Raw genomic sequence first — 20,938 nt, 5'->3', positions numbered from 1 at the left:
TAACCTTTCTGCCCATCGCATGCTGCCCGCCCCCATCCCCGCCAACGACGCCGAGCGTTTGCGCGTGCTGCGCGAGCTGCTCATCCTCGACACTCCGCCCGAGGAGCGCTTCGACCGCATCGTCGGCTTCGCCGCCGAAGAGTTCGACATGCCGATCGTGCTGATCAGCCTGGTCGACGAAAAGCGCCAGTGGTTCAAGGCCCGCGTCGGCCTGGACGCCTGCGAGACTTCGCGCGAGATCTCCTTCTGCGGCCACGCCATTCTGCAGCCCGAGCTGTTCGAGGTGCTGGATGCGGCCCTGGACCCGCGCTTTGCCGACAACCCCCTGGTCACCGGCGCACCCTTCATCCGCTTCTACATCGGCGCGCCCCTGGCCCTGCCCGGCGGCGCCGCCATCGGCACCCTCTGCCTCATCGACACCAAGCCGCGCCATTTCGACATGCTGGACCGGGCCATCTTCGGCACCCTGCGTGACCTGGTCGTGGCTGAATTGATGGGCCAGGGCGAGAAGGAAGGTGGCGAATGAGCGCCGCGCCGGGCCGCCCCAAGCAAGCTCGTTCCCGCTTGGCGGGACAGGCCGCAGGCCGAAGGGTGCGCCAGTGACTGCGGCCACGCCCCACGGCCGCCTGCTGCTCGTCGAGCCCCAGTTCGTGCTGCGCCGCACCGTGTCGACCATGGCCCGCGAGATGGGCTTGGCTGATGTACAGGAGGCCACCAGCACGGCCGTGGCCGAGAAGCTGCTGTTCGAACACCGCTACGACGCGCTGCTGATCGCCATCGACGAGGACGGCGAAGCCCTGGAGCTGCTGCGCCGCCTGCGCGCCGGCGAGTCCTCGCATCCGGCCAATGTGCTTGTGGCAGCGACCGCGTCGAGCTGCGACGTCGAACTGGCCTTGCGGCTCAAGCAGCTGGATGTCTGCCGCCTGCTGCTCAAGCCCTTCAAGGTGAAGGGCATGCTGGAGGTGATTTCCGCGCTGGGCGCCCCGGAACCGCTGTCTGAACATTGAACAGGCCAGCTCGGCCGCCGCTTTTAAGCCCATCGAGCCCACCGCTTCGGCCTAGCATGGCCCACCCATGTCTCGCCATGCCCTGCTTCCCGCCGCCCTGCTGGCCCTGATGCTGGCCGGCTGCGGCACGCCCAGCCAGCCCCTGCCCATGGCCGTCACGCCGGCCAATGCGCTGCAGATCCGCAGCTGGGTGCCGGACGCGCTGCAACGCCAGGTCGGCGTCGCCACCGTCAAGGGCGGCCAGCAAACCGGCCGCTGGTGGGGCTCCAAGGTCAGCGCGGATGCCCTGCAGCAGGCGCTGGAGGAATCGCTGCTGGCCGTCGGCATGAAGCCGCTGTCGCCCGAGCCGGCGCCGCGTTTCGAACTGCAGGCCGAACTCGAGCCACTCGACCAACCCATGGTGCCCGCCCTGGGCGTGACCGTCGGCACCGCCGTGCGCTACACCCTGGTCGACAAGGCCAGCGGCAAGACCGTCTACCAGCGCCGCATCGCCAACACCGACGAGGCCCGCTTCAGCGAGGCCATCCTCTCGCCCAACGAGAGGCTGCGCATCGCCAACGAACGCGCGCTGCGGGCGAATATCGATCTGCTGCTGCGGGATCTGGTCACGCTGCGGCCGTAGACCGCCAGGTCAGCGCGCGCGCCGGTAGTGCATAGCGACTGAACCGCATCGCAGCGGTTTCGCCGAGACCAGTTCAAGCCGTCGCGTGGCGGGCAGCCCGCTGGCATACAGCGTCGGCCCGTGGCCGGCGATCCTCGGGTGGACGAGAAGCTTGTACTCGTCGATCAGATCCAGCCGGTCCAGCTCGGCCGCCAGCTTGCCGCTGCCCAGCAGCACGCCGTCCGGGGTCGCGTCCTTGAGCTTCTGCACGCCCGCGCGCAGATCGTCGCCGCCGATGAGATGGCTGTGAGTCCACGGGAAGGTCGTGCGCGTCGACGACACCACGTACTTCGGCTTGGCCTCCAGCTTGACCGCCCAATCGTGCATCGCCGGTGGCGCCGCCACGTCGCCACGCGCGACCGCTGGCCAGTGGCTCTCCATCATCTCGTAGGTGACGCGGCCCCACAGCATCGCCCCGGCCTGGTCCATCAAGCGGGTGAAGAAGGCATGGGTCTCGTCGTCGGCGATTCCTTCCTGGTGGTCGACGCAGCCGTCGAGGGTGAGGTTGATGGTGAAGGTCAGAAGTCCCATGGTGTGCTCGGCTCCGGTCACGCTGAGGCCATAGATTGCTTGCAGTCGCGCTGCTGCCCCTGCGACTGAGAAATGCACAGTGCCGCCTCGGTGCTGGTCTGGCTGATCAGCGATGCTGCTGAGGCCCGCTGAATTGAACCCATGACGACCAGCATGAACGGCAAGGAAAGCAGGAGTGCACACAGGCTTTCAACCTTGCTCCTGTTGCGCGAAAGAAGCCAGACTGAGCGAGAGATGCCCCACGCCGGCGCCACGAAGGCGGGCAAAGCAAAAACGGCAAGCGCAATGCGACTGACCAGTGGGTTCATCTCCGTCGAGGTGGTCAACAAGAGCTCCTGAACGACGACACCCAGAACACCGCCGACGTAGAAGAAGGCGACAAACAGAAGCGGCGAAAGCAGCAGGAAGCGACGGATCGCTTTCATGATCGCGCTGGGATGCACTTGAGTCCACCCAAGGTTCGAATTCGCCCCGTCCGCTTCGACTGCAGCGACGTCTCAGGGCTTGAATACATCGCACTGAAGGACACCGCCACGCTTGGCGGTGCACTTCTTGACGTTCGCGGGAAGGGCCCTGACGAACTCGATGCGCGTCTGGGAGTAGTAACACGCCATGTGCAGCGGCGGGGTTCCCGGCGGAGGCTTTATGAAACTCCAGCTGGGATCCCTGGCCGTTTCGTTGTCAGGCTTCAATTCTTGGAGCAGCTTGGGATCGTCGGAATAGATGGAAATTCCAGACACGTAGGCATACGCATCGACGCCGCCGTCACCATTAGGCCGCACAAACTCCTGCCAACCGGCCTCCTGCTTGTCCAGGCGCTGCGTGGTCAGGATCTTTTCGGGGCAGCGGATTTCCAGCGCCTCCGCGCAGGTCGCAAAGGCGAAGGTGGTCATGAAGGCAACTGCAAGGCGATTCATCGCCTTGCCACCCGCTCATGCCGCGCCCGCCCCGCCGTCGCCCACAGCAGCAGCGCAAACACGCAACCCGCCACGCTGGTCAACCCGAAGAACCACATCATGTCGCTGTAGCCCGCCGGGTTGGCGGCGCTGGCGCCGGCCCGGTCGTTGAGCCAGCCGGCGACGAGGTTGGCGCCGCTGATGCCGGCGTTCTGCACCACCCACATCAGGCCGATGGCCGTGCCGAAGCGATTGGGGGCGACGAGGCGGCTGGTCAGCGGCCACATGACGGCGGGCACCAGGGAGTAGCTGACGCCGATCAGGGCCGTCGGCACCCACAGGCTCCAGTGCGTCAGCGCCAGCACGGCCAGGGACACCGGCAGCAGAAATGCGCCGAAGGCCAGGAAGGGCGCATAGCGGCCCAAGCGGTCGCACATCCAGCCAAAGGCCGGCGTCGCGAAGATGGCCGCCAGGAAGACATAGCTGTTCATCTCCCCGGCCGCGGCCAGGTCCAGTCCGTGGGCGTGCTGGAAATACTTGATCGAGAAGGTGCTGCGAAAGGCCAAGATGACCGAGTACCAGAGCACGCACAGCAGCAGCAGATACCAGTAGGCCTTGCCGAAGTGCAGCAGGTCGCGCCAGACGAACTTCTCGGCGGAAGACTTGGCCGTGGGCAGCAGGCCGGCATTGCGCGGGCCGCGGTCCACCCACCAGTAGGCGAAAGCCGCCACGAAGGACGTGGCCGCGATGACGGCGGCGATGACCAGCGGCGGCTGCCAGCCCTGGGCGTAGGCGTTGGCGAACCAGGTCGGCGACATGTCGGCGCCATAGGAGCCCATGCGGCCCACGGCCAGTTCGGCACCCATGGCCAGGGCCAGGCTGCGGCCGCCGAAGTAGTCGGCCACGGCGGCCAGCGTCGCGATGTTGAAGGTCTCGGCGCCGATGCCGAACAGCAGCCGGCCCGCCGCTATGCCCGCGAAGCTGGGGCTGAAGGCCGTGAGCGCCGCACCGAGGGCGCAGATGCCGGCCGTGATCAGCGTCATGCGCGCCGCGCCGAAACGGTCCACCAGCACGCCGCCCACCAGGATGAGGACGACGTTTGGCAGGCTGTAGATGGCGTTCAGCAGCGCGATCTGCGTATCCGCAAAACCGCGCTGCTGCTGCAGCAGATCGGCCACCGGGCCGATGGAGTCGTAGACGTAGAAGTTGCCGAACAGCGAGACCGCCACCAGCACGGCCACGACCCAGGCCACGGTGCGGCCCGGCTGGGCCACCGGCATCACGGCAGCAGTGCTCACTTGTTCAACAGCGACTTGACGGCCGCCTCCAGCTGCAGGTCCTGGCCGGCATCCAGCTTGGCCTTGTCATGCGGCACGACGACGTCCGGCGTGACCAGGGCGCGCTCCATGAAGTCGCCGTTCTGGGCGCGGAAGCCCACCTGCGGGATGCCAAAGACGGTGGCGCCGTCCTGCATGGTTTCCCACCACACGGCCGTGCCGGTGCCGGCCACCGGCATGCCGATGAGCTTGCCGATGCCGAGATGTTTGTAGGTCCACGGGAACAGATGGGCGTCGGAGTAGTTGCTCTCGCTGATCAGCACGGCCGAGGGCTTGATCCATTTGCCGACGGGCTCCCAGCCCAGGCTCTGGCCGCGCGGCATGAACTCCAGGTATTGCTTGCCCGACAGCAGCGTCGCCAGCTCGTCGTGCAGATTGCCGCCGCCGTTGAAGCGGGTGTCGACGATGAGGGCTTCCTTGCCGCTGGCGCGGCCCATGGCGTCGGAGAAGGTCTGGCGGTAGCTGCCGTCGTCCATGCCGCGCACATGCACATAGCCCAGGCGGCCGCCCGAGAGCTTGTCCACCAGGGCGCGCTCCTGGCGCACCCAGCGCTTGTAGAGCAGCTCGCGCTCGGCGCCCAGGCTGATGGCCCGGGCCGTCTGCTCGAAGTGCTTGCCCGTGGCCGGGTCCAGCACCTCCAGCACGACCTGCTTGCCGGACTTCAGGTTCAGCATGGAGTCGAACTCGGCACCGGCCGCGATGGCCTCGCCGTCGATGGACTCGATGACCATGCCGGCCTTCAGCTTCGCCGAGGCCAGGTCCAGCGGGCCACCCTCGATGACCTCGCCCACCTTGACGCCGGCACCCTTGTGGGCCGGGTCGTAGAACAGGCCCAGGGATGCCGTCGCGTCACCGCGCGAGGCGGGGCGGTAGCTGCTGCCGGTGTGCGAGACATTCAGCTCGCCCAGCATCTCGCTCAGCAGCTCGGCGAAGTCGGCGCCGTCGGCCACGAAAGGCAGCTGGCGCTCGTAGACCTTGCGGTAGCCGGCCCAGTCCACGCCGCCCATGTCGCTGACATAGAGCTTCTCGTAGGTCTGGCGCCAGACGTGGTCGAACATCTGGGCACGCTCGGCGGCATGGTCGATGCGCAGCTCGGCCGAGAACTTGACGCCTTCGGTCTTCACATCGCCCTTGCCGTCGTCGCCGGGCACCTTGAACTTCTGCACCTTGCCGCCGGTCATGACGAAACCGTTGGCGCCCTTGGCATCCAGCACCAGGCTGACGGCCTCGATGCGCCCGCCGGGCAGCGAGGCAACACGCTTGCCTTCCTTCTCGCGCAGGCGCACCTGCCACAGCTCATGGCCGTCTTCGGTCTTGACGACGTAGAAGAGCTGCTCGCCGTCGGGCGTCATCGCGAAGTCCTTGATGTCGCCCGACACGGTGGAGATACGCGCCATGCGGCTCTCCAGGCCCTCCTGCTCGATGACGACGGGCTTGGCCGGCTCGGGCTTTTTCTCGTCCTTCTTGCCTTCGTCCTTCTTGTCGTCTTTCTTGTCGACCGCCTTCTTGTCGTCCTTCTTCTCGTCCTTCTTGTCCTCGTCCTTCTTGTCCTTCTTCTCGTCCTCCTCACGCTGCTTCAGCTGCGCGAACTCGGCCTTGTCGAGCTGGTAGCGGTCGAAGGCGGCACGGGTCAGGAACATCGCATAGACGTCGGCGTCGGTACGCGCGCCGCCGCCGTTGCCGTGCAGGCCGTGGCGGTCGGAGGCCCAGATCAGCATCTGGCCCTGGCGCGCGAAGAGGGGATGCACGTCCTCGTAGCCGCTGTTGGTCAGGTTGACCAGCTTGCCGCTGCCGTCGGCCGGCACCACGCCCACCTCGGCGCTCCAGCGGTTGCGGTCGACGAACTGCACCACCAGGCTCTTGCCGTCGGGTGCCCAGTCGAACCACTGGTCGCCGTCCTCGTACGAGTAGTTGAATTCGCTGGAGAGCACCTGGCGGTGCTTGCCGCTGGCGATGTCCAGCACATGCAGGGCCGCGCGGTCCTGCAGATAGGCGACCTGCTTGCCGTCGGGCGAATAGCGCGGCTGGAAGTTCTGGTGGGCGTCCTGCAGCAGCACCTTGGTCGTCACGCGCGGCGCGTTGAAGAAGCTGGGCACGGCCTTCTTGTCACCGGCGATGGCCGCCTCGCAAAGGCTCCACTGGCCGTTGACCTCGCAGGCGTACAGCAGCTTGCGGCCGTCGGGGCTGAAGCTGACCGAGCGCTTCTGGCCCGGGCCTTCGGTGATGCGGCGGGTGTTGCCGAACTCGGCCGACGTGACGAAGACCTGGCCGCGCACGATGACGGCCACCTCGCTGCCATCGGGGCTGGCGGCCATGTCGGTCGCGCCCTCGGACAGCTTCAGGTTCTCGACGCGCGGCACCATGGCATCGGCCGCGACGGCGATGCCGACTTTCTGCGGCGTGGCCGTGTCGCCGGCCATGGTGTAGAGCTCGCCGTCGAAGCCGAAGCTCAGCGTGCCGTCACCGGCGACGCTGAGGAAGCGCACCGGGTTCTTGGTGAAGTTCGTGATCTGGCGCGTCGCCGCGGGGTTGTCCAGCGGCATCTTCCAGACGTTGAAGGAGCCGCTCTTCTCGCTGAGGTAGTAGACCGACTTCTCGTCGGCCGACCAGACCGGGTTGCGGTTCTCGCCGCCGGTCGTGGTCAGCTTGCGGTGCTGGCCGGTCTTGGCATCCCACAGCCAGATGTCGCGCGCCACCGGCGAGATGTGGTGTTTGCGCGAGGCGTTCTCATAGCCCTTCCAGTCTTCGTAGACGAGCTGGCTGCCGGCCTTGTTGTAGCGTCCCGCCATGGCCGGCTCGCTGAAGATCTGCTCGGGACGGCGACCGCCCTCGATGCCGACCTGGTAGAGCTCGCCCAGGGCCGGCGACGGGAAGGCCATGCTGGCGCGGGCGTCCTGGCGCGTGGCCGAGAACAGCACCGACTTGCCATCGGGCGTGAAGGCGATGGGTGTCTCACCGACCGAGTGGGCCGTCAACCGCCGCGAGGGGCCGCCCTCGGCGGCGACCAGAAAGACGTCGTTGTTGCCGTACAAGTCGGCCGCATAGGCCAGCAGCTTGCCGTCGGGCGACCAGACCGGCGCCGTCACATGGTTGCCATTGGCCACCAGCAGGCGCGCCGTGCCGCCGCCGGCCGGCACGAGGTAAAGATTGCCCTGGAAGGTGAAGGCGATCTGCTTGCCGTCAGGCGAGATGCTGGACTGGCGCAGCCACAGCGGATTCGTCACGGGACCCAGCGGCGCGCTCGGCGCGGCAAGGGCAGACAGAGCGGTCGACAGCGCCAGAACGGCGCCCGCGAGTTTGAAACGCATGGCAGGGCTCGGAAAGACTGAAGCGGACGAGTCTAGAAGCCCCGCTTCGCCGAGCGGAAAGTCACCGCCCTGGGATTACCCCAGTTTGCGATGCGCCAGGGCCGGCAATTGCTGGCGCACCTGGGTCAGGCGGGCCGGGTCCACGTCCGCCACGACGACGCCCTCGCCTTCGGCAAGCACGCTGAGCACCTGGCCCCAGGGGTCGATGACCATGCTGTGACCCCAGGTGCGGCGGCCGTTGGGGTGCTGGCCGCCCTGGGCCGGCGCGATGACATAGCACTGGTTCTCGACCGCACGGGCGCGCAGCAGCAGCTCCCAATGGGCCTGGCCGGTGGTGTAGGTGAAGGCGGCCGGCACGGCCAGCAGGTCGACGCCGGCATAGCCGCGGTAGAGCTCGGGAAAGCGCAGGTCGTAGCAGACCGACAGGCCCACCTTGATGCCGCCCGCCTCGAAACTCGTCGGCTGGCTGCCGGGCTCCAGCACCCGGCCCTCGTCATAGCTCTCGCGGCCGTTGTCGAAGGCGAAGAGGTGGATCTTGTCGTAGCGCGCGACGCGCTCGCCGTCGGGCGAGAACACCAGCGTCGTGTTGCGCACCTTCTCGGCCGTGGTCGACTTGATCGGCAAGGTGCCGCCAATGATCCACAGCCCCAGGTCGCGCGCCGCGCTGGCCAGCATGGCCTGGATCGGGCCTTCGCCCTCGGTCTCGGCAAGAGCCAGCTTGTCGCTGTCGTGCATGCCCATCAGGCAGAAGTACTCCGGCAGGGCCGCCAGCTGGGCACCGCGCTTGGCGGCGTCCTCCAGCAGGAGGCGTGCGGCCGAAAGATTGGCGGCCACGTCGGGGCCGGAGACCATTTGAACTGCAGCGACTTTCATAGCGCCGATGCTAGCCGCTCGATGTCCGTTGAGTTGTTAAGCCAGGAAAACGAGGCACGGACAATGCCTGCCAGCCCGCGGGCCTGCATGTCCAGCGGCGTGTAGGGCACGCCATTGGCCCCGACATGGATGCCCTGGCCGGCCAGCCGGGCCCGGGTCTCAGGCGCGGCTTCACCTTCGACGGTGAAGCTGACCAGGCCCGAGCGGGTACCGCTGCCGAGGTCGTGCAGGCGCACATGCGGCAACTCAGCCAGACGCTCACGCAACAGCACGGCCAGGCCCTGCACGTGGGCGGCGATGGCGTCGATGCCGATCTCCAGCGCTTCGGCAGTCGCCACCTGCAGGGCCAGTCGCAGTGCCACCGGCTGCTCCGCCGTCTCGAAGCGAGCGCCCGAGACATCCACCCAGGACGGCTCCAGTTGCTCACTGAACCCCTTGCGCACATAGAGCAGAGCCGTGCCGCGCGGCCCGCGCAGATGCTTGCGGCCGGCGCTCTTCAGCACATCGCAGCCCAGGGCCTGCACATCCACCGGCAGCTGGCCAACGGCCTGCCCCGCATCGATGAAATAGGGTACGCCGGCCGCCCGCGCCACGCGTCCCAGCGCGGCCGCGTCGTTGATGAGGCCGCCATTGGCGGGCAGCCAGGTCAGCGAGATCCAGCGCACGCGTTTGTCGATCAGTGCCGCGCTGGCCTCGGCGTCGACGCTGCCGTCGGCACGGCAGGGCAGCACCTCCACGGTCGCGCCGCTGCGCCGGTAGGTCGCCAGATTGCCACCCCATTCCTGGCGGCCCACGAGGATGCGGTCGCCCGCTCGCAGCGGTTTTGCATGCACGAAGGCCGACCAGGCCGTGCCAAAGGCTGCCGAGCCACTGCCGTGAAAAGCGATCTCGTCGCTGCCGGCGTTCAACAACCGGGCGGCGTCTTCGCGCAGTCGCTGCAGCTGCGGCGCGACCCTGTCGCCCGCCTCCATGGGCCCCAGGCGGGTCTCCAGCGCCAGATGCTCCTGCAGGGCAGCCAGGGACGCCGCCGACATCGGCGAGGCGCCGGCATGGTTGAGCAGCAGCGGCTCGATCACGACACCAGCTCCACCAGGGCCTCGACCTCCACCGCCGCGCCGGCCGGCAGGCTGGCCACGCCGACGGCCGCGCGGGCATGCCGGCCGCGCTCGCCCAACACAGCCACGACGAGATTGGACGCGCCGTCGGCCACCGCGCTGTGCTCCGTGAAGCCCGGCGCCGCGGCGACAAAGATGCCCAGGCGCAGCACCTGGCGCACGCGGCCGAGGTCGCCACCGATGGCAGCATCCAGCACGGCAAGCAGCTTCAAGGCGGCCACTTCGGCTTCGGCGCGACCGGCCTGCGCATCGAGGGCGCCGCGGCCCGGCGTGCCGATCTGGCCGGCGATGACGAGCAACCCCTTCCCCTCGCGGTAGTGGAGGTAGTTGGCGGCCGGAGCGCCGAGTTCCGGCAGGGTGTGGCCGAGGCTGGCCAGGCGGTCTTTGAGGTTGGATGTCATGGCTTGAGCAGGAGCTTGCCTTGCGTCGCACGCGACGCCAGCAGGTCATGGGCGCCGGCCACGTCGGCCAGCGGGAATTCGGCGTGGATGCGCAGCTGCACGGCGCCGCTCAGCACGGCCTCGAAGACCGTCGCGGCCCGCGCGCGGCGCTTGGCGGCGTCGGGCAGAAAGTGGGGCAGCACCGGCCGGGTCAGCGTCAGGCTCTTCTTCTGCAGCGACAATACGTCGACCGGTTCGGGCTGGCCGCTGGCTGCGCCGAAGAGGATGAGATGGCCGCCCATGCGCAGGGCCTCCAGGCTGCCGGCGAAGGTGGAGCGACCGACCGAGTCGAAGACGACGGCGACGCCGCGCGCGGCCGACACCCAGTCGCTGCTCGTCAGCAGCGGCACGGCGCCCAGGCCGCGCAGCCAGTCGGCCTTGGCGTCGCTGGACACCGTGCCGAAGACGGGATGGCCGCGCGCGATCAGCCACTGCACCAACCAGCCGCCCACGCCGCCGGCCGCCGCGTGCACCAGTACCGGCTCGCCGGCCGGCAGGCGCGCGACGTCGTCGAGCAGCATGGCCGCCGTCAGGCCATGCTCCAGGGTCGCGGCGGCGTCGCGCAGGGACAGCGCATCGGGCACGCGCACCAGGTGCTCCAGCGGCACGGCCAGATGGCTGGCATAGGCGCCCTGCACGCCGGTCGTGAAGGCGACGCGGTCGCCGACGTTGAACTCCGCGCCAGGCGCCGCCTCGACGAGCTCGCCCGCCCCTTCGAGGCCCAGACGCCAAGGCAGCGTGATGCCGGGGTAGCGGCCCTCGCGCTGGTAGAGGTCGACGAAGTTGATGCCGGCGTAGTCGATGCGGACGACGGCCCGGCCGGGGGCGGCCTGAGGCAGGGGAACAGATTGCAGCTCCAGCACCTCGGGGCCGCCGAACTGATGGACAAGGATGGCCTGCGTGGACATGGGTTGAACCTCAAGCGTTAACGTCTCGCCAATGTCAGCCTCGCGGCGCCCGCGCACCAGCGAGGCTTTGACACACCCGCTTTGCGTTTTTCTCAACACCATGCGTGACCGCCTGCCGCCGCTGTTCTCCCTGCAAGTCTTCGAGGCCGCCGCCCGCCTGGGCAACTTCAGCCGCGCGGCGGACGAGTTGCACCTGACGCCCGGCGCCATCAGCCGCCAGGTGCGCCAGCTGGAGGACTGGTGTGGCCAGACCCTGTTCCAGCGCGTCGGCAACCAGATGCGGCTGACGGTCGAAGGCCGCGACTTGCTGGCCCGCCTGGGTGGTCCGCTGGCCGCCCTGCACGAGGCCGTCTACCCCGAGCCGGAAGAGGCGCGCACGACGCTGCAGATCGCCACCCTGGGCTCACTGGCGCGCGCCTGGCTGTTGCCGCGGCTGGACCGCTTCATCGCGGCCGTGCCGACGGTGAGACTCATCGTGCAGACCGACTACGCCCTGGTGCGCCCGCCGCCGCGCCTGGCCCTGGTGGCCCTGCGCCATGGCCGGCCCGAGGATGGCGGCGAGATGCTGTTCGGCGACCGCCTGCTGGCCGTCGCCACGCCGGCCTTGGCGCGCGAGCTGGGGGCGGACGCCGCACGCTGGCCGGCCACCCGCCTGCTCAGCCTTGTGACCGGCGACGCGCCGCTGTGGCAGGCCGCAGCGGGCATCACCGCCCCGGCCGAAGGCCCGGCCTTCAACGACGCGGCCGTCACGTTGGACGCCGCCGAGGCGGGTCTCGGCATCGCGGTGACGCGACTGTCCCTGGCGCTGCCGCGGCTGCAGGCGGGCACGCTGGTGCAGGCCCACCCGCTGCTGCTGCCCTCGCCGCGCGCCAACCTGCTCGTCATCCGCGAGGACGCCGCCGCCCTGCCCGTCGTGAAGCGCTTCGCGACCTGGGTGCGCCAGGAGGCCAAGGCGACGGCGGCCGACTTGAAAGCCTGGGCGCCGGCCTGAACTGCCTCGGATGCAAGCCGGCCTGTTCGACGACCTCCCGCCCTCGCCGGGCGCATTGCCAGCTGGCCTGCGCTACGAGGCAGGCTGGCTGTCGGCGGCCGGGAAGGCCGGGCTGATCGAACTCGTGAAGCGGTTGCCGTTGAAAGAGGCGAAGTACAAGAGCTATACCGCCCGTCGCCGCGTCGTCAGCTTCGGCGGGCAGTTCGACTACGACAGCAACGAACTGAGGCCGTCGGCACCACTGATCGCGGAGCTGCATCCGCTGCGCGAACGCGTCGCGCGCTGGGCCGGCATCGCTGCAGATGCCCTCGTGCATGTGCTGGTCGCCGAGTACACGCCCGGCACGCCGCTGGGCTGGCATCGCGATGTGCCGGACTTCGAGGACGTCTTCGGCGTGTCGCTGGGCCACGAGGCCCTGCTGCGCTTCAGGCCCTATCCACCGGACAGCCCCAGGCGCGAAGACATCGTCAAGCTGAACGTCGCACCGCGCTCCCTCTACGCGCTGCAGGGCGAGGCGCGCTGGGGCTGGCAGCACAGCGTCGCGCCGGTGGATGCGCTGCGCTGGTCCATCACCTTCAGGACCGCCCGCCGATAACTCACGTCGCTCCGGGTCGCGGGATCAGAATCGGAGGGTCATGCCGCCCCTGTCAGCCCTGCGCCGTCAATTGCTGAGCCTGCCCCTTGCCGCCGCCCTGCCGGTGGCCCGTGGCGGCGCCGTGCCGCAGACACTGCGCCTGCCCGACCCCAATGCCTACAGCGCCCACGGCGGCTTCTATATCGAGGTGCTGAAGCTGGCTTTGAGCAAGACCGCAGACCGCGAGCCGGTGCCTGCCTTGGTCCACGCCCCGCCCGATCTGCCGCGGCCACGCCTGCGCCAGATGCTGCAGGACGGTCAGCTCGACATCATCTGGAGCACGACGACGCCGGAGCGCGAGGCGCAGGCCCTGCCGGTGCGCTTCAACCTGCTCAAGGGCACCAACGAGCTGCGCTTCCTGCTCGTGCGGGCGGCGGACCTGCCGACGCTGCGCTCGGCGCGCACATTGCAGGCGCTGCGGCACTTCCGGGCCGGCGCCGGCACCTACTGGAGCGACACCCAGATCCTGCAGGCCAACGGCTTTGCCGTCGAGACGACGCCCAAGTTCGACCTGCTGTTCCGCATGCTCAAGGCCGGCCGCTTCGACTTCATCCCGCGCACCCGCGACGAGATCGATGCCGAGCTGATCCAGCATGCCGAACTGGGCTTTGCCGAGCTGCCCGGCGTGGCCCTGCAATACAAGCAGCCGCTGTATTTCTTCGTCGCACGCGACAAGCCGCAGCTGGCCGAGCGCCTGCTGCGCGGGCTCAACCTGGCGGCGGCCGACGGCAGCTTCGATGCCCTCTTCATGGCCCAGCCCGAGCTGAGATCGGCGTGGGCGCAGCTGCGCGGCTACACGGGGGTGAGGTTGCAGTTGAAGGCGTTGGAGGCGGAGGCCGCCGCCTCAGCAGCTTCTCGTTAAGGAGCGCTTGCCGCGCTTGCCGCCCTGCCCGGCAGTGCCTCGACCTTCTCCACCTTGGGGTCGTCCCAGGTGCCGGTGATGTGGAACTCGCGCGTGTTGGCCGCAGCCACCGGGCGGCTCAGGATGAGCTGGGCCAGGAAGGCGCCCAAGGCGATGGCCGGGTTGATGGCGGCATAGGCCAACGAGGCACCGCCGGCCGACACCTCGGGAACGACAACGACGCGCAGCTTCTGCGTCTCGGCGGCCAGGTCGGTGCTGCCGTCCACCAGCACCGAGGCCTGCAGACCGCGGATGCGGATGTTGTCGCTGCGGGCCACGCCGGCAGCGATCTTCACGTCACCGGTCACGCCGTCGAAGGTGAAACCCTCGGCAAAGACATCGCGGAAGTCCAGCAGGAAGCGGCGCGGCAGGGATTGCAGGCTGAGCACGCCCAGCAGGCGTCCGACGCCGGGCTCGGCCTTCAGGAAGGTGCCGGTGTCCAGCTGCACATTCAACGCGCCGGCCATGCTCGGGAAGTGGGGGGCCAGCGGCGAGCCGTCCCAGCCCACCTGGCCGGCCAGCACGCCCTTGCCGCCGCGCAAGACGGGGGAGTCCTTCTGGCCCTGGCCGAGACGCTCCAGCAGCTTGCCGGCGTCGGCGATGTCCAGCTTCCAGTCGAGCTGGGTGCGGCGCTTGGCGCCGGGCTCGCCACCCCAGCGGCCGGTGGCCGTCAGCGTGGACTCGGGCGAGGTGATCTGCAGCTTCTCCAGCTTCCAATCGCGCGCGGCCGCCGGCGCCTGCGCGAGCACCTCCAGCCGGCCCAGGCGCTTGCCGCGCAGTTCGAAGTCGTCGACCGCGATGTCCAGCGACGGCAGCGGGCTGCTGCCGGCGTCGCCCTTGCCGGGATCGATGAGATCGCTGACCGAATCGGCCTCCTGGCGCGGCAGCGACAGCCGCGACAGCCGTGCCTGCACGGCATCGATCTGGCCGCCCTTGACACCTTTCAACTCGATGCGGCCGGAGATCTGCTCGGCGTCGACATTGACGCGCCAGTTGGCGCCCTCGCGCGCCACCACGGCGCTGGCGCGGCCGAGCTGGCGGCCGCCAACCTTCAGCGCCTGGCTGCGCATGGAGATCTGGCTGGGCAGCAGGCCGGCGTCGTCGCTGTCGCCAGCGCCGCCGTTGCCACCACCGCCGGCCAGGCCGCCCAGGCGCTGCTGCCAGGCGTCCAGGTCCAGGGCCGCGACATTGACCTGCAGCAGCACGCCGCTGGCCGGCAGGGCCGGCAGCTTGTCCTGCACGGCCAGGGCGCCACGCAGCACCTGGGAGCCGGGGCCGGAGATGTCACGCTGCAGCTGGGCCTGCAGCAGCGGTGCCGCGGGCGCGCCCACTTCCAGGCGCAGCTCGTCGTGGCCGGCGGTCGTCGGCGTCATCAGCAGGCGCAGCGGCAGCACCGCGTCGGCTTCCTTGCGGCCGGGCGCCGGCAGGTCCAGGGCCAGGCCCTGCAGATTGCTGGCGACGCTGAGTTCGCTCTGGCCGTCTTTGGGAATGGCGAGCTGGAAGCGGTAGGCGGCCTGGCCGCTGGCGGCCTGGGCCAGGCGGGCCACGGCGCCCAGCTCGGTGGCGCGGCGCAGGCCCTCGGCGGTGGCCTGGCCCTGCACGGCGAAGCGCATGCCGCCGCCCGGCTGGCTGCCGCCTTCGATGCCGGCGTCGCCGCCCAGCAGCCGCGCCGTCACGCCAACCAGCTGCAGGCCCTTGCGGTCGAAGTCGATGCGGCCGCGCACGCCGGCCAGCGGCGGCAGTTCGGGACGCAGCTTGACGTCGACGCCACCGGGCTGCAGCTGCCCCTTGACCGTGGTCTCCTTGACGTCGTCCAGCGGGATGGCGATGCCGAGCTTGAGCCCGACCGGGCCCTGGGCCGTGGTGGTGCTCAGCGCATGGCCCAGCCATTCATCCAGCGGCGAGGCGCGCACGAAGCGCAGCAGGTCGGCGCCGGCGCCGCGGCCATTGCCGTCGAGCTGCAGCAGCCGGCCATGGTGCAGGTCCTTGATGCCGCCGTTGACGTCGCTGAGTTCATAGCCCAGCACCTTGGCGCGGCCGTCCTTGATGAACATGCCGGCGCGGTCGAAGACCAGCTCGGCGTCGACGTTCTCCATGGCCGGCCAGTTGCCGCCGTTGTCGCTGGGCGGCACATAGGCCAGGTTGACACCCTGGGCCTGGGTCACGACCTTGAAGATGCCGGTGGACCTGGGCGCGTCGAAGGGGAAATCGGCCAGCTCGCCCTTGAGCCTGACGGTGGTGCCATGGGCCTCGCCACCGAGCACGGCGCGCGACACATAGCTGCGCGTATTGACCAGCCGCGCCGGGATGTAGCGCGCCACGCGCGTCGCTTCCACCCGCTGCAGCTTGCCGCTCAGGTCCAGGAAGCCGGGCGTCGTGGCGCCGGCCGCGCGCTTCCAGCTGACGTCGAAGTCGCCGCTGAAGTCGGGCGTCTGCAGTTGCAGCTCGCGCAGTTTCAGCTCGACATCGCCGGGGGTCTTGCCAGCAGGCTGGGCCAACTGCCAAAGCATCTGCGTGGACAGCCGCGTGACGGGCAGATGGCTGTCCTCGAACAGGCCCGGCAGCTCGATCTCGCCGTCGTGCACGGCCAGCCGGGCGGAGCCGCCGCGCTCGCTGGCGTCCAACTCCAGGCTGGCACCGCGCAAGCCCGGGCGGCCGATATGGCCTTCCTGTTCGCTGGGCTTGGCCGCAATCGCCAGGCCGTCGATCTGGGCCCGGACGCGGTAGCTGCGCGGCGCCTCCAGCGTGCCCTGCCACTGGCCGGTCAACGCCGTCAGCACGCCGCGCGGCTCCAGTTCCGTCAGCAGCTTGTGGCTGCGCTCACCCAGCGGCAGGCGCTGGGCGATCTGGGCCATCAGCGCAAAGTCCAGGCGCTGGGCATTGACCTCGCCGCCCAGCACCTCGTCGTCCTTGCCAAGCTGCAGGGTCACGCCCCAGTCCGAGCGCGGCCACGTGACGCCATCGCCGCTGACAAAACCGAGCTGGCGAGCCTGGAAGCTCAAGCGGTCCTTGGCCCGCGCCAGGTCCAGCCGGCCTTCGATGTGGTCCAGGTTGAGCTCGGGGGCCGAATCCAGCACCTTCAGGCGCACCGAGCGCAGGGCCAGGTCCAGCGTGGCCGCCGTGGGGCTGCCGTTCTTGATGTCGGCCCAGGCGCGCACGGCGCCGTCGCCTTCGCTCAACTGGAAAGGCAGGTCGACATGGCGGCGCAGCTGGCTGAGGTCGGCCCGCGGCAGCTCGGCATAGGCCTGGCCGCTCCAGTGCTGGAACTCCCCCGGCCGCTTCAGCAGGCTCTGCGTGAACTGGCCGCGCAGCGTGAAGCGACGGCCCCAGTCCGGCGGCGGCGTGGCGTCCAGGCGCAGCTGGTGGCGGCGCAGGCCGTTGCGCATGACAAAGTTCAGCTCGGACAGCTCCAGCGGCCGGGCGTCGGCACGCTTTTCGTCCACCCAGCGCACGCGGCCGTTGACGATGGCGAGTTCGGGCTGGCTGAACAGCCAGTCCATGCCGGCCTCGGTGGTGCCGGCATCGGTCTTGTCCGTGTCGTCCAGGCCCAGGCCGGCGATGAAGATGCGCCCCTGGGCATCGCGGCGGATGGTCAGCTCGGGCTTGTCGACCAGCAGTTGAGAGAAGCGCGGCTCCAGGGCCAGCATGGAATGCGCCGACAGCACGGCGGCCACGCGGGGCAGGCGCAGGGCCGGGCGGCCGGCGGCGTCCAGCACCTGCACGTCGCTCAGTTCCATGCGCGGCAGCCAGCCACTGGATTCGACCGTGATGCGGCCGATGCGCAATTCCAACCCCAAAGCCTTTGAGGCTTCCTTTTCCAGCCAGGGACGCCAGTCATTGGCGTGCGGGAGAATGGCCCAGTGCAATACAGCCCAGGCCGTCACCCCCAAAGCCCACAGCAGGGCCAGGATCAGCAACGCCCAGCGCAAGGCGTGCCAGCACAGGCGCAAGGGCCAGCGCGAGGCGCGGTTGCAGCGATGGAGGGCGGCCGAGAAGAAGTCAGACACGTTGTCTTGGGGCACGTGAAGAACCGGCCGGCAGGCAATCTAGCACAGGGTCATGAGCCAAACGTTTCCCGCATCTGCTGAGCACAGCCGCTATGTGCAGCGGGTTCGCCGCCGTTATGCGGCCGAACTGCCGCTGCTGCCGGCGGGCCTGCCCGACCGCGCCGTCATTGGTACGCTGATCGAGGAACTGGCCGGCAGCCGCCCGCTGGCCAGCGCCCTGCGCGTGGCCCGCCATCTGGTGCTGGAGCGCCTGGCGGTGCTGGACATCGAACAGGCCGCCAGCGTGGAGGATGTCACGCTGGCCATGACCCATCTGGCCGAGGTGACCCTTGACAAGGCCCTGGCCGCGGCCCGCGCCGAGCTGGACGCCATCCACGGCGAACCCCGCACCGCCGAGGGCGGCGACATCGCCTTCTGGGTGCTCGGCATGGGCAAGCTGGGCGCGCGCGAGCTCAATGTCTCGTCGGACATCGACCTCATCTACGTTTACGAAGATGACGGCCAGACGCAAGGTTCACGCCCTGTCACCGCCCACGAATACTTCTCCAGCGTCGCGAAGCGCCTCTACACGCTGATCGGCGACGTCTCCGACGACGGCCAGGTCTTCCGCGTCGACCTGGCCCTGCGCCCCAATGGCAAGAGCGGCCCGCCGGTCGTCAGCCTGGCCATGCTGGAGGAGTATTTCCTCGTGCAGGGCCGCGAGTGGGAGCGCTTTGCCTGGCTGAAGAGCCGCGTCGTCGCGCCGCTGTCGGGCATGGGCGCCCCGGGCGACCCGCGCACCCAGCAGCTGCGCCACCTCGTCACGCCCTTTGTCTACCGACGATACCTGGACTACGGCGTCTTCGAAGGCCTGCGCCAGCTGCACGGCAAGATCCGCAGCGAGGCCAAGGCCCGCGCTGCCGGCCGGCCCGAGCGCGCCAACGACGTCAAGCTGTCGCGCGGCGGCATCCGCGAGATCGAGTTCATCGTGCAGCTGCTGCAGGTGGTGCGCGGCGGCCAGTTCCCCGAGATCCGCACCCGCTCCACCGTCAAGGCCCTGGCCCAGCTGGCCGCCGGCGGGCTGATGAAGGCCGAGACGGCGGCCAGGCTCAGCGAGGCCTATGTCTTCCTGCGCCGCGTCGAGCACCGCATCCAGTTCCTGGACGACCAGCAGACCCATTGCCTGCCGCAGGGCGATGCCGACTTGGCCTGGATTGCCGCGTCTCTCGGCCTGAAATGCAGCCGCGAGGCCTGCGAGCTGTTCGAGCAGTTGGGCGAGGTGCGCGAGCTGGTGGCGACCGAATTCGATTCGCTGCTGCACGAGGGCGGCAAGCCGCAAGGCGGCTGCAAGGGCGGCCAGTGCGGCGGGCCGAAGCCGGCTGTGGATGGCGAGGACTTCCTCAATGGCCTGCCGCCCGAACTGGCGACGGCCGTGCGCGCCCTCGCCGAGACGCCGCGCGTGCAGGGCCTGCGCGAGGAATCGCGCCAGCGCCTGGCCAAGCTCTTCCACCGCGCGGCCCAGGCCGTGGCGGCCGAGGAATGCTCGCTGGATGCCGCCCTGCGCTTTGTCGACTGGGTCGGCCCGCTGCTGCGTCGTGAGAGTTACCTGGCCTTGCTGGTCGAGCGCCCGGCCGTGCAGCAGCGCCTGCTGCGCCTGTTGGGCCTGGCGCGCTGGCCGATGCGCTATCTGATGCAGCACCCGGGCGTCATCGACGAGCTCGCCGACCCGTTGCTGCTGAACGCCCGCTTCGATCGCGAGGCCTTCATCGCCGACCTGCTGGAGCGCGAGCAGGGATGGGAGCGCAGCGGCGAGGCCGACGAGGAGGCCCTGCTGGACACGCTGCGCCGCGCCCACCACGCCGAGGTCTTCCGCACGCTGGTGCGTGACGTCGAAGGCCGCATCACCGTCGAGCAGGTGGCCGACGACCTGTCGCTGCTGGCCGATGCCGTGCTGCAGATCGCCATCCACTGGGCCTGGGCGCGCTTCGCCAAGGCCCACCGCAAGGACCCGCGCCTGGCCGTCATCGCCTACGGCAAGCTGGGCGGCAAGGAGCTGGGCTATGGCGGCGACCTGGACGTGGTCTTCGTCTTCGACGACGAGGACGAGAACGCCAGCGAGATCTACGGCGCCTTCGTGCGCCGCCTCATCACCTGGCTGACGCTGCGCACCGCCGCCGGCGAGCTGTTCGACATCGACACCGCGCTGCGGCCCAACGGCAACTCGGGCCTGCTGGTCACATCGCTGGCCCATTTCGAGGCCTACCAGACCGGCCGCGGCAGCAACACCGCCTGGACCTGGGAACACCAGGCCATCACGCGGGCGCGCTTCTGCGCCGGCGAGGCCGCCCTGGCCGAGCGCTGCGAGGGCGTGCGCCGCCAGGTGCTGACGGCGCCGCGCGATGCCGAAGCACTCCGGCGCGAGGTGCAGGCCATGCGCGAGAAGGTGCGCGCGGCCCGGCCGGTGAAGGCGGAGCTCTTCGATGTGAAGCACAGCGAGGGCGGCATGATGGACGCCGAGTTCGCCGTGCAGTTCCTGGTGCTGGCGCATTCGGCCACCCACCCGCAGCTGCAGGACGACCTCGGCAACATCGCGCTGCTGCGCATGGCGGAAGCGGCCGGGCTGCTGCCGGCCGGCGTCGGCGTCAGCGCTGCCAATGCCTATCGCGAGCTGCGCCGCGTGCAGCACAAGGCCCGGCTGGACGAGCAGTCCACTGCCTTGGACGAAGCCGCCGCCGCGCCGCTGGCCGCGCACCGTGACGCCGTGCGCGCCCTATGGCAAGCCGTGTTTGGCTGATGCTCTGCGCGGCCCTGGCCGCGCTGTCCCTGCTGGCATGGCCGCTGCCGCGTGAGGTGCTGGACTGGCAGCCCATCCTCGTGGCAACCCAGCCCTGGCGCGCCATCACGGCCGCCTTCGTGCACTGGACGCCGATTCACCTCGCCGCCAATCTCGCCGGCTGCGCGGTGCTGGCGCTGCTGGGCTGGCGCGCCCAGCTCGGCCCGCGTGAAGCACTCGCCGGCGGGGTCGCCCTGCCCTTCACCCAGCTCGGCCTGTGTCTGCGCCCTGAGCTGCAGCACTACGCCGGCCTGTCGGGTGCTCTGCACGCCCTGGCCGCCATTGCCGCGCTGACGCTGTTCACGCGCCGCAGCCGTGAGCACTACATCGGCGCCGCCGTGCTCGTCGGCCTCGTCATCAAGCTCGCCCTGGAGCATCCCCTCGGCCCGGTGCTGCGCGACACACCCGGCTTCGATTTCCCTGTCGCCCCCTTCGCCCACCTGAGCGGCGTGGTCGCCGGCGCCCTGGCCTGGTTGACATTTCGGACAACACCGAAATAATCGCGACTCCAGCAAGG

The 20,938-nt window shown here is 69.6% G+C and carries 18 protein-coding genes; 8 read left to right on the top strand and 10 right to left on the bottom strand.

Annotation, left to right across the window (positions count from 1 at the left end; translation table 11 throughout):
- The first annotated feature begins 19 nt into the window (after positions 1-19).
- From ACS5PN_RS16875 to ACS5PN_RS16865, 3 genes are all read left to right on the top strand, one after another.
- A complete protein-coding gene (locus ACS5PN_RS16875) occupies positions 20-526 on the top strand; it encodes a GAF domain-containing protein (protein WP_439465137.1) in 507 nt (168 codons plus the stop codon).
- Between the two features lie 73 nt (positions 527-599).
- On the top strand, positions 600-1,007 hold the full coding sequence (locus ACS5PN_RS16870; protein WP_439465136.1) for a response regulator: 408 nt from the start codon (positions 600-602) through the stop codon (positions 1,005-1,007).
- Positions 1,008-1,074: 67 nt separating this feature from the next.
- Positions 1,075-1,629, top strand: coding sequence for a hypothetical protein (locus tag ACS5PN_RS16865; protein ID WP_439465135.1), 555 nt, complete (start codon positions 1,075-1,077; stop codon positions 1,627-1,629).
- 9 nt (positions 1,630-1,638) lie between these two features.
- Here ACS5PN_RS16865 and ACS5PN_RS16860 read toward each other — a convergent pair whose 3' ends face one another.
- The 9 genes from ACS5PN_RS16860 to ACS5PN_RS16820 all read right to left on the bottom strand — a co-directional run bounded on the left by ACS5PN_RS16860 (position 1,639) and on the right by ACS5PN_RS16820 (position 11,076).
- On the bottom strand, positions 1,639-2,199 hold the full coding sequence (locus ACS5PN_RS16860) for a dihydrofolate reductase family protein (RefSeq protein WP_439465134.1): 561 nt from the start codon (positions 2,197-2,199) through the stop codon (positions 1,639-1,641).
- A 17-nt stretch (positions 2,200-2,216) separates the two neighbouring features.
- Positions 2,217-2,624 (bottom strand): hypothetical protein, encoded by a 408-nt coding sequence (locus tag ACS5PN_RS16855; RefSeq protein ID WP_439465133.1) that lies wholly within the window; start codon positions 2,622-2,624, stop codon positions 2,217-2,219.
- Positions 2,625-2,696: 72 nt separating this feature from the next.
- Entirely contained in the window at positions 2,697-3,116 is a 420-nt protein-coding gene (locus tag ACS5PN_RS16850; RefSeq protein WP_439465132.1) for an STY0301 family protein, read from the bottom strand.
- The gene (locus tag ACS5PN_RS16845; protein WP_439465131.1) at positions 3,113-4,393 is read right to left on the bottom strand and encodes an MFS transporter; all 1,281 of its coding nucleotides are present in this window, start codon (positions 4,391-4,393) and stop codon (positions 3,113-3,115) included. The genes ACS5PN_RS16850 and ACS5PN_RS16845 overlap by 4 nt, the downstream gene beginning before the upstream one ends.
- Complete coding sequence (locus ACS5PN_RS16840) at positions 4,390-7,740, bottom strand: S41 family peptidase (RefSeq protein ID WP_439465130.1); 3,351 nt, start codon at positions 7,738-7,740, stop codon at positions 4,390-4,392. Before ACS5PN_RS16840 ends, ACS5PN_RS16845 begins: the two co-directional genes overlap by 4 nt.
- 75 nt (positions 7,741-7,815) lie before the next feature.
- Positions 7,816-8,613 carry a carbon-nitrogen hydrolase family protein gene (locus ACS5PN_RS16835; protein ID WP_439465129.1) on the bottom strand — a complete coding sequence of 266 codons (798 nt, stop codon included), beginning with the start codon at positions 8,611-8,613 and terminating at the stop codon, positions 7,816-7,818.
- Positions 8,610-9,689, bottom strand: a complete 1,080-nt coding sequence (locus ACS5PN_RS16830) for an aminotransferase class V-fold PLP-dependent enzyme (RefSeq protein WP_439465128.1) — start codon at positions 9,687-9,689, stop codon at positions 8,610-8,612. Before ACS5PN_RS16830 ends, ACS5PN_RS16835 begins: the two co-directional genes overlap by 4 nt.
- Positions 9,686-10,129 (bottom strand): RidA family protein, encoded by a 444-nt coding sequence (locus tag ACS5PN_RS16825; RefSeq protein ID WP_439465127.1) that lies wholly within the window; start codon positions 10,127-10,129, stop codon positions 9,686-9,688. The genes ACS5PN_RS16830 and ACS5PN_RS16825 overlap by 4 nt, the downstream gene beginning before the upstream one ends.
- Complete coding sequence (locus ACS5PN_RS16820; protein WP_439465126.1) at positions 10,126-11,076, bottom strand: quinone oxidoreductase family protein; 951 nt, start codon at positions 11,074-11,076, stop codon at positions 10,126-10,128. The genes ACS5PN_RS16825 and ACS5PN_RS16820 overlap by 4 nt, the downstream gene beginning before the upstream one ends.
- A 100-nt stretch (positions 11,077-11,176) precedes the next feature.
- On the opposite strand from ACS5PN_RS16820, the gene ACS5PN_RS16815 reads away from it, so the two are divergent.
- From ACS5PN_RS16815 to ACS5PN_RS16805, 3 genes are read left to right on the top strand one after another with little or no spacing between them, the layout of a single operon-like run.
- Positions 11,177-12,067, top strand: a complete 891-nt coding sequence (locus ACS5PN_RS16815) for a LysR family transcriptional regulator (protein ID WP_439465125.1) — start codon at positions 11,177-11,179, stop codon at positions 12,065-12,067.
- A 10-nt stretch (positions 12,068-12,077) separates the two neighbouring features.
- Complete coding sequence (locus ACS5PN_RS16810; RefSeq protein ID WP_439465124.1) at positions 12,078-12,662, top strand: alpha-ketoglutarate-dependent dioxygenase AlkB; 585 nt, start codon at positions 12,078-12,080, stop codon at positions 12,660-12,662.
- Positions 12,663-12,702: 40 nt separating this feature from the next.
- Positions 12,703-13,563, top strand: a complete 861-nt coding sequence (locus ACS5PN_RS16805; RefSeq protein ID WP_439465123.1) for a substrate-binding periplasmic protein — start codon at positions 12,703-12,705, stop codon at positions 13,561-13,563.
- Here the strand turns inward: ACS5PN_RS16805 and ACS5PN_RS16800 are convergent.
- Positions 13,560-17,624 (bottom strand): YhdP family protein, encoded by a 4,065-nt coding sequence (locus ACS5PN_RS16800; RefSeq protein ID WP_439465122.1) that lies wholly within the window; start codon positions 17,622-17,624, stop codon positions 13,560-13,562. The two genes, ACS5PN_RS16805 and ACS5PN_RS16800, sit on opposite strands and share 4 nt — an antisense overlap.
- A gap of 37 nt (positions 17,625-17,661) precedes the next feature.
- Between ACS5PN_RS16800 and glnE the strand changes: the two genes are divergently transcribed.
- Entirely contained in the window at positions 17,662-20,382 is a 2,721-nt protein-coding gene (gene glnE, locus ACS5PN_RS16795) for a bifunctional [glutamate--ammonia ligase]-adenylyl-L-tyrosine phosphorylase/[glutamate--ammonia-ligase] adenylyltransferase (protein ID WP_439465121.1), read from the top strand.
- A complete protein-coding gene (gene rrtA, locus ACS5PN_RS16790) occupies positions 20,361-20,921 on the top strand; it encodes a rhombosortase (protein ID WP_439465120.1) in 561 nt (186 codons plus the stop codon). The genes glnE and rrtA overlap by 22 nt, the downstream gene beginning before the upstream one ends.
- The last annotated feature ends 17 nt before the right edge of the window (positions 20,922-20,938 follow it).

This window comes from Roseateles sp. NT4, from assembly GCF_051857475.1.
Classification (GTDB): Bacteria; Pseudomonadota; Gammaproteobacteria; order Burkholderiales; family Burkholderiaceae_C; genus Pelomonas.
Note: the sequence above shows the minus strand (reverse complement) of the source record. Positions and strands in the feature narration are given on the sequence as shown.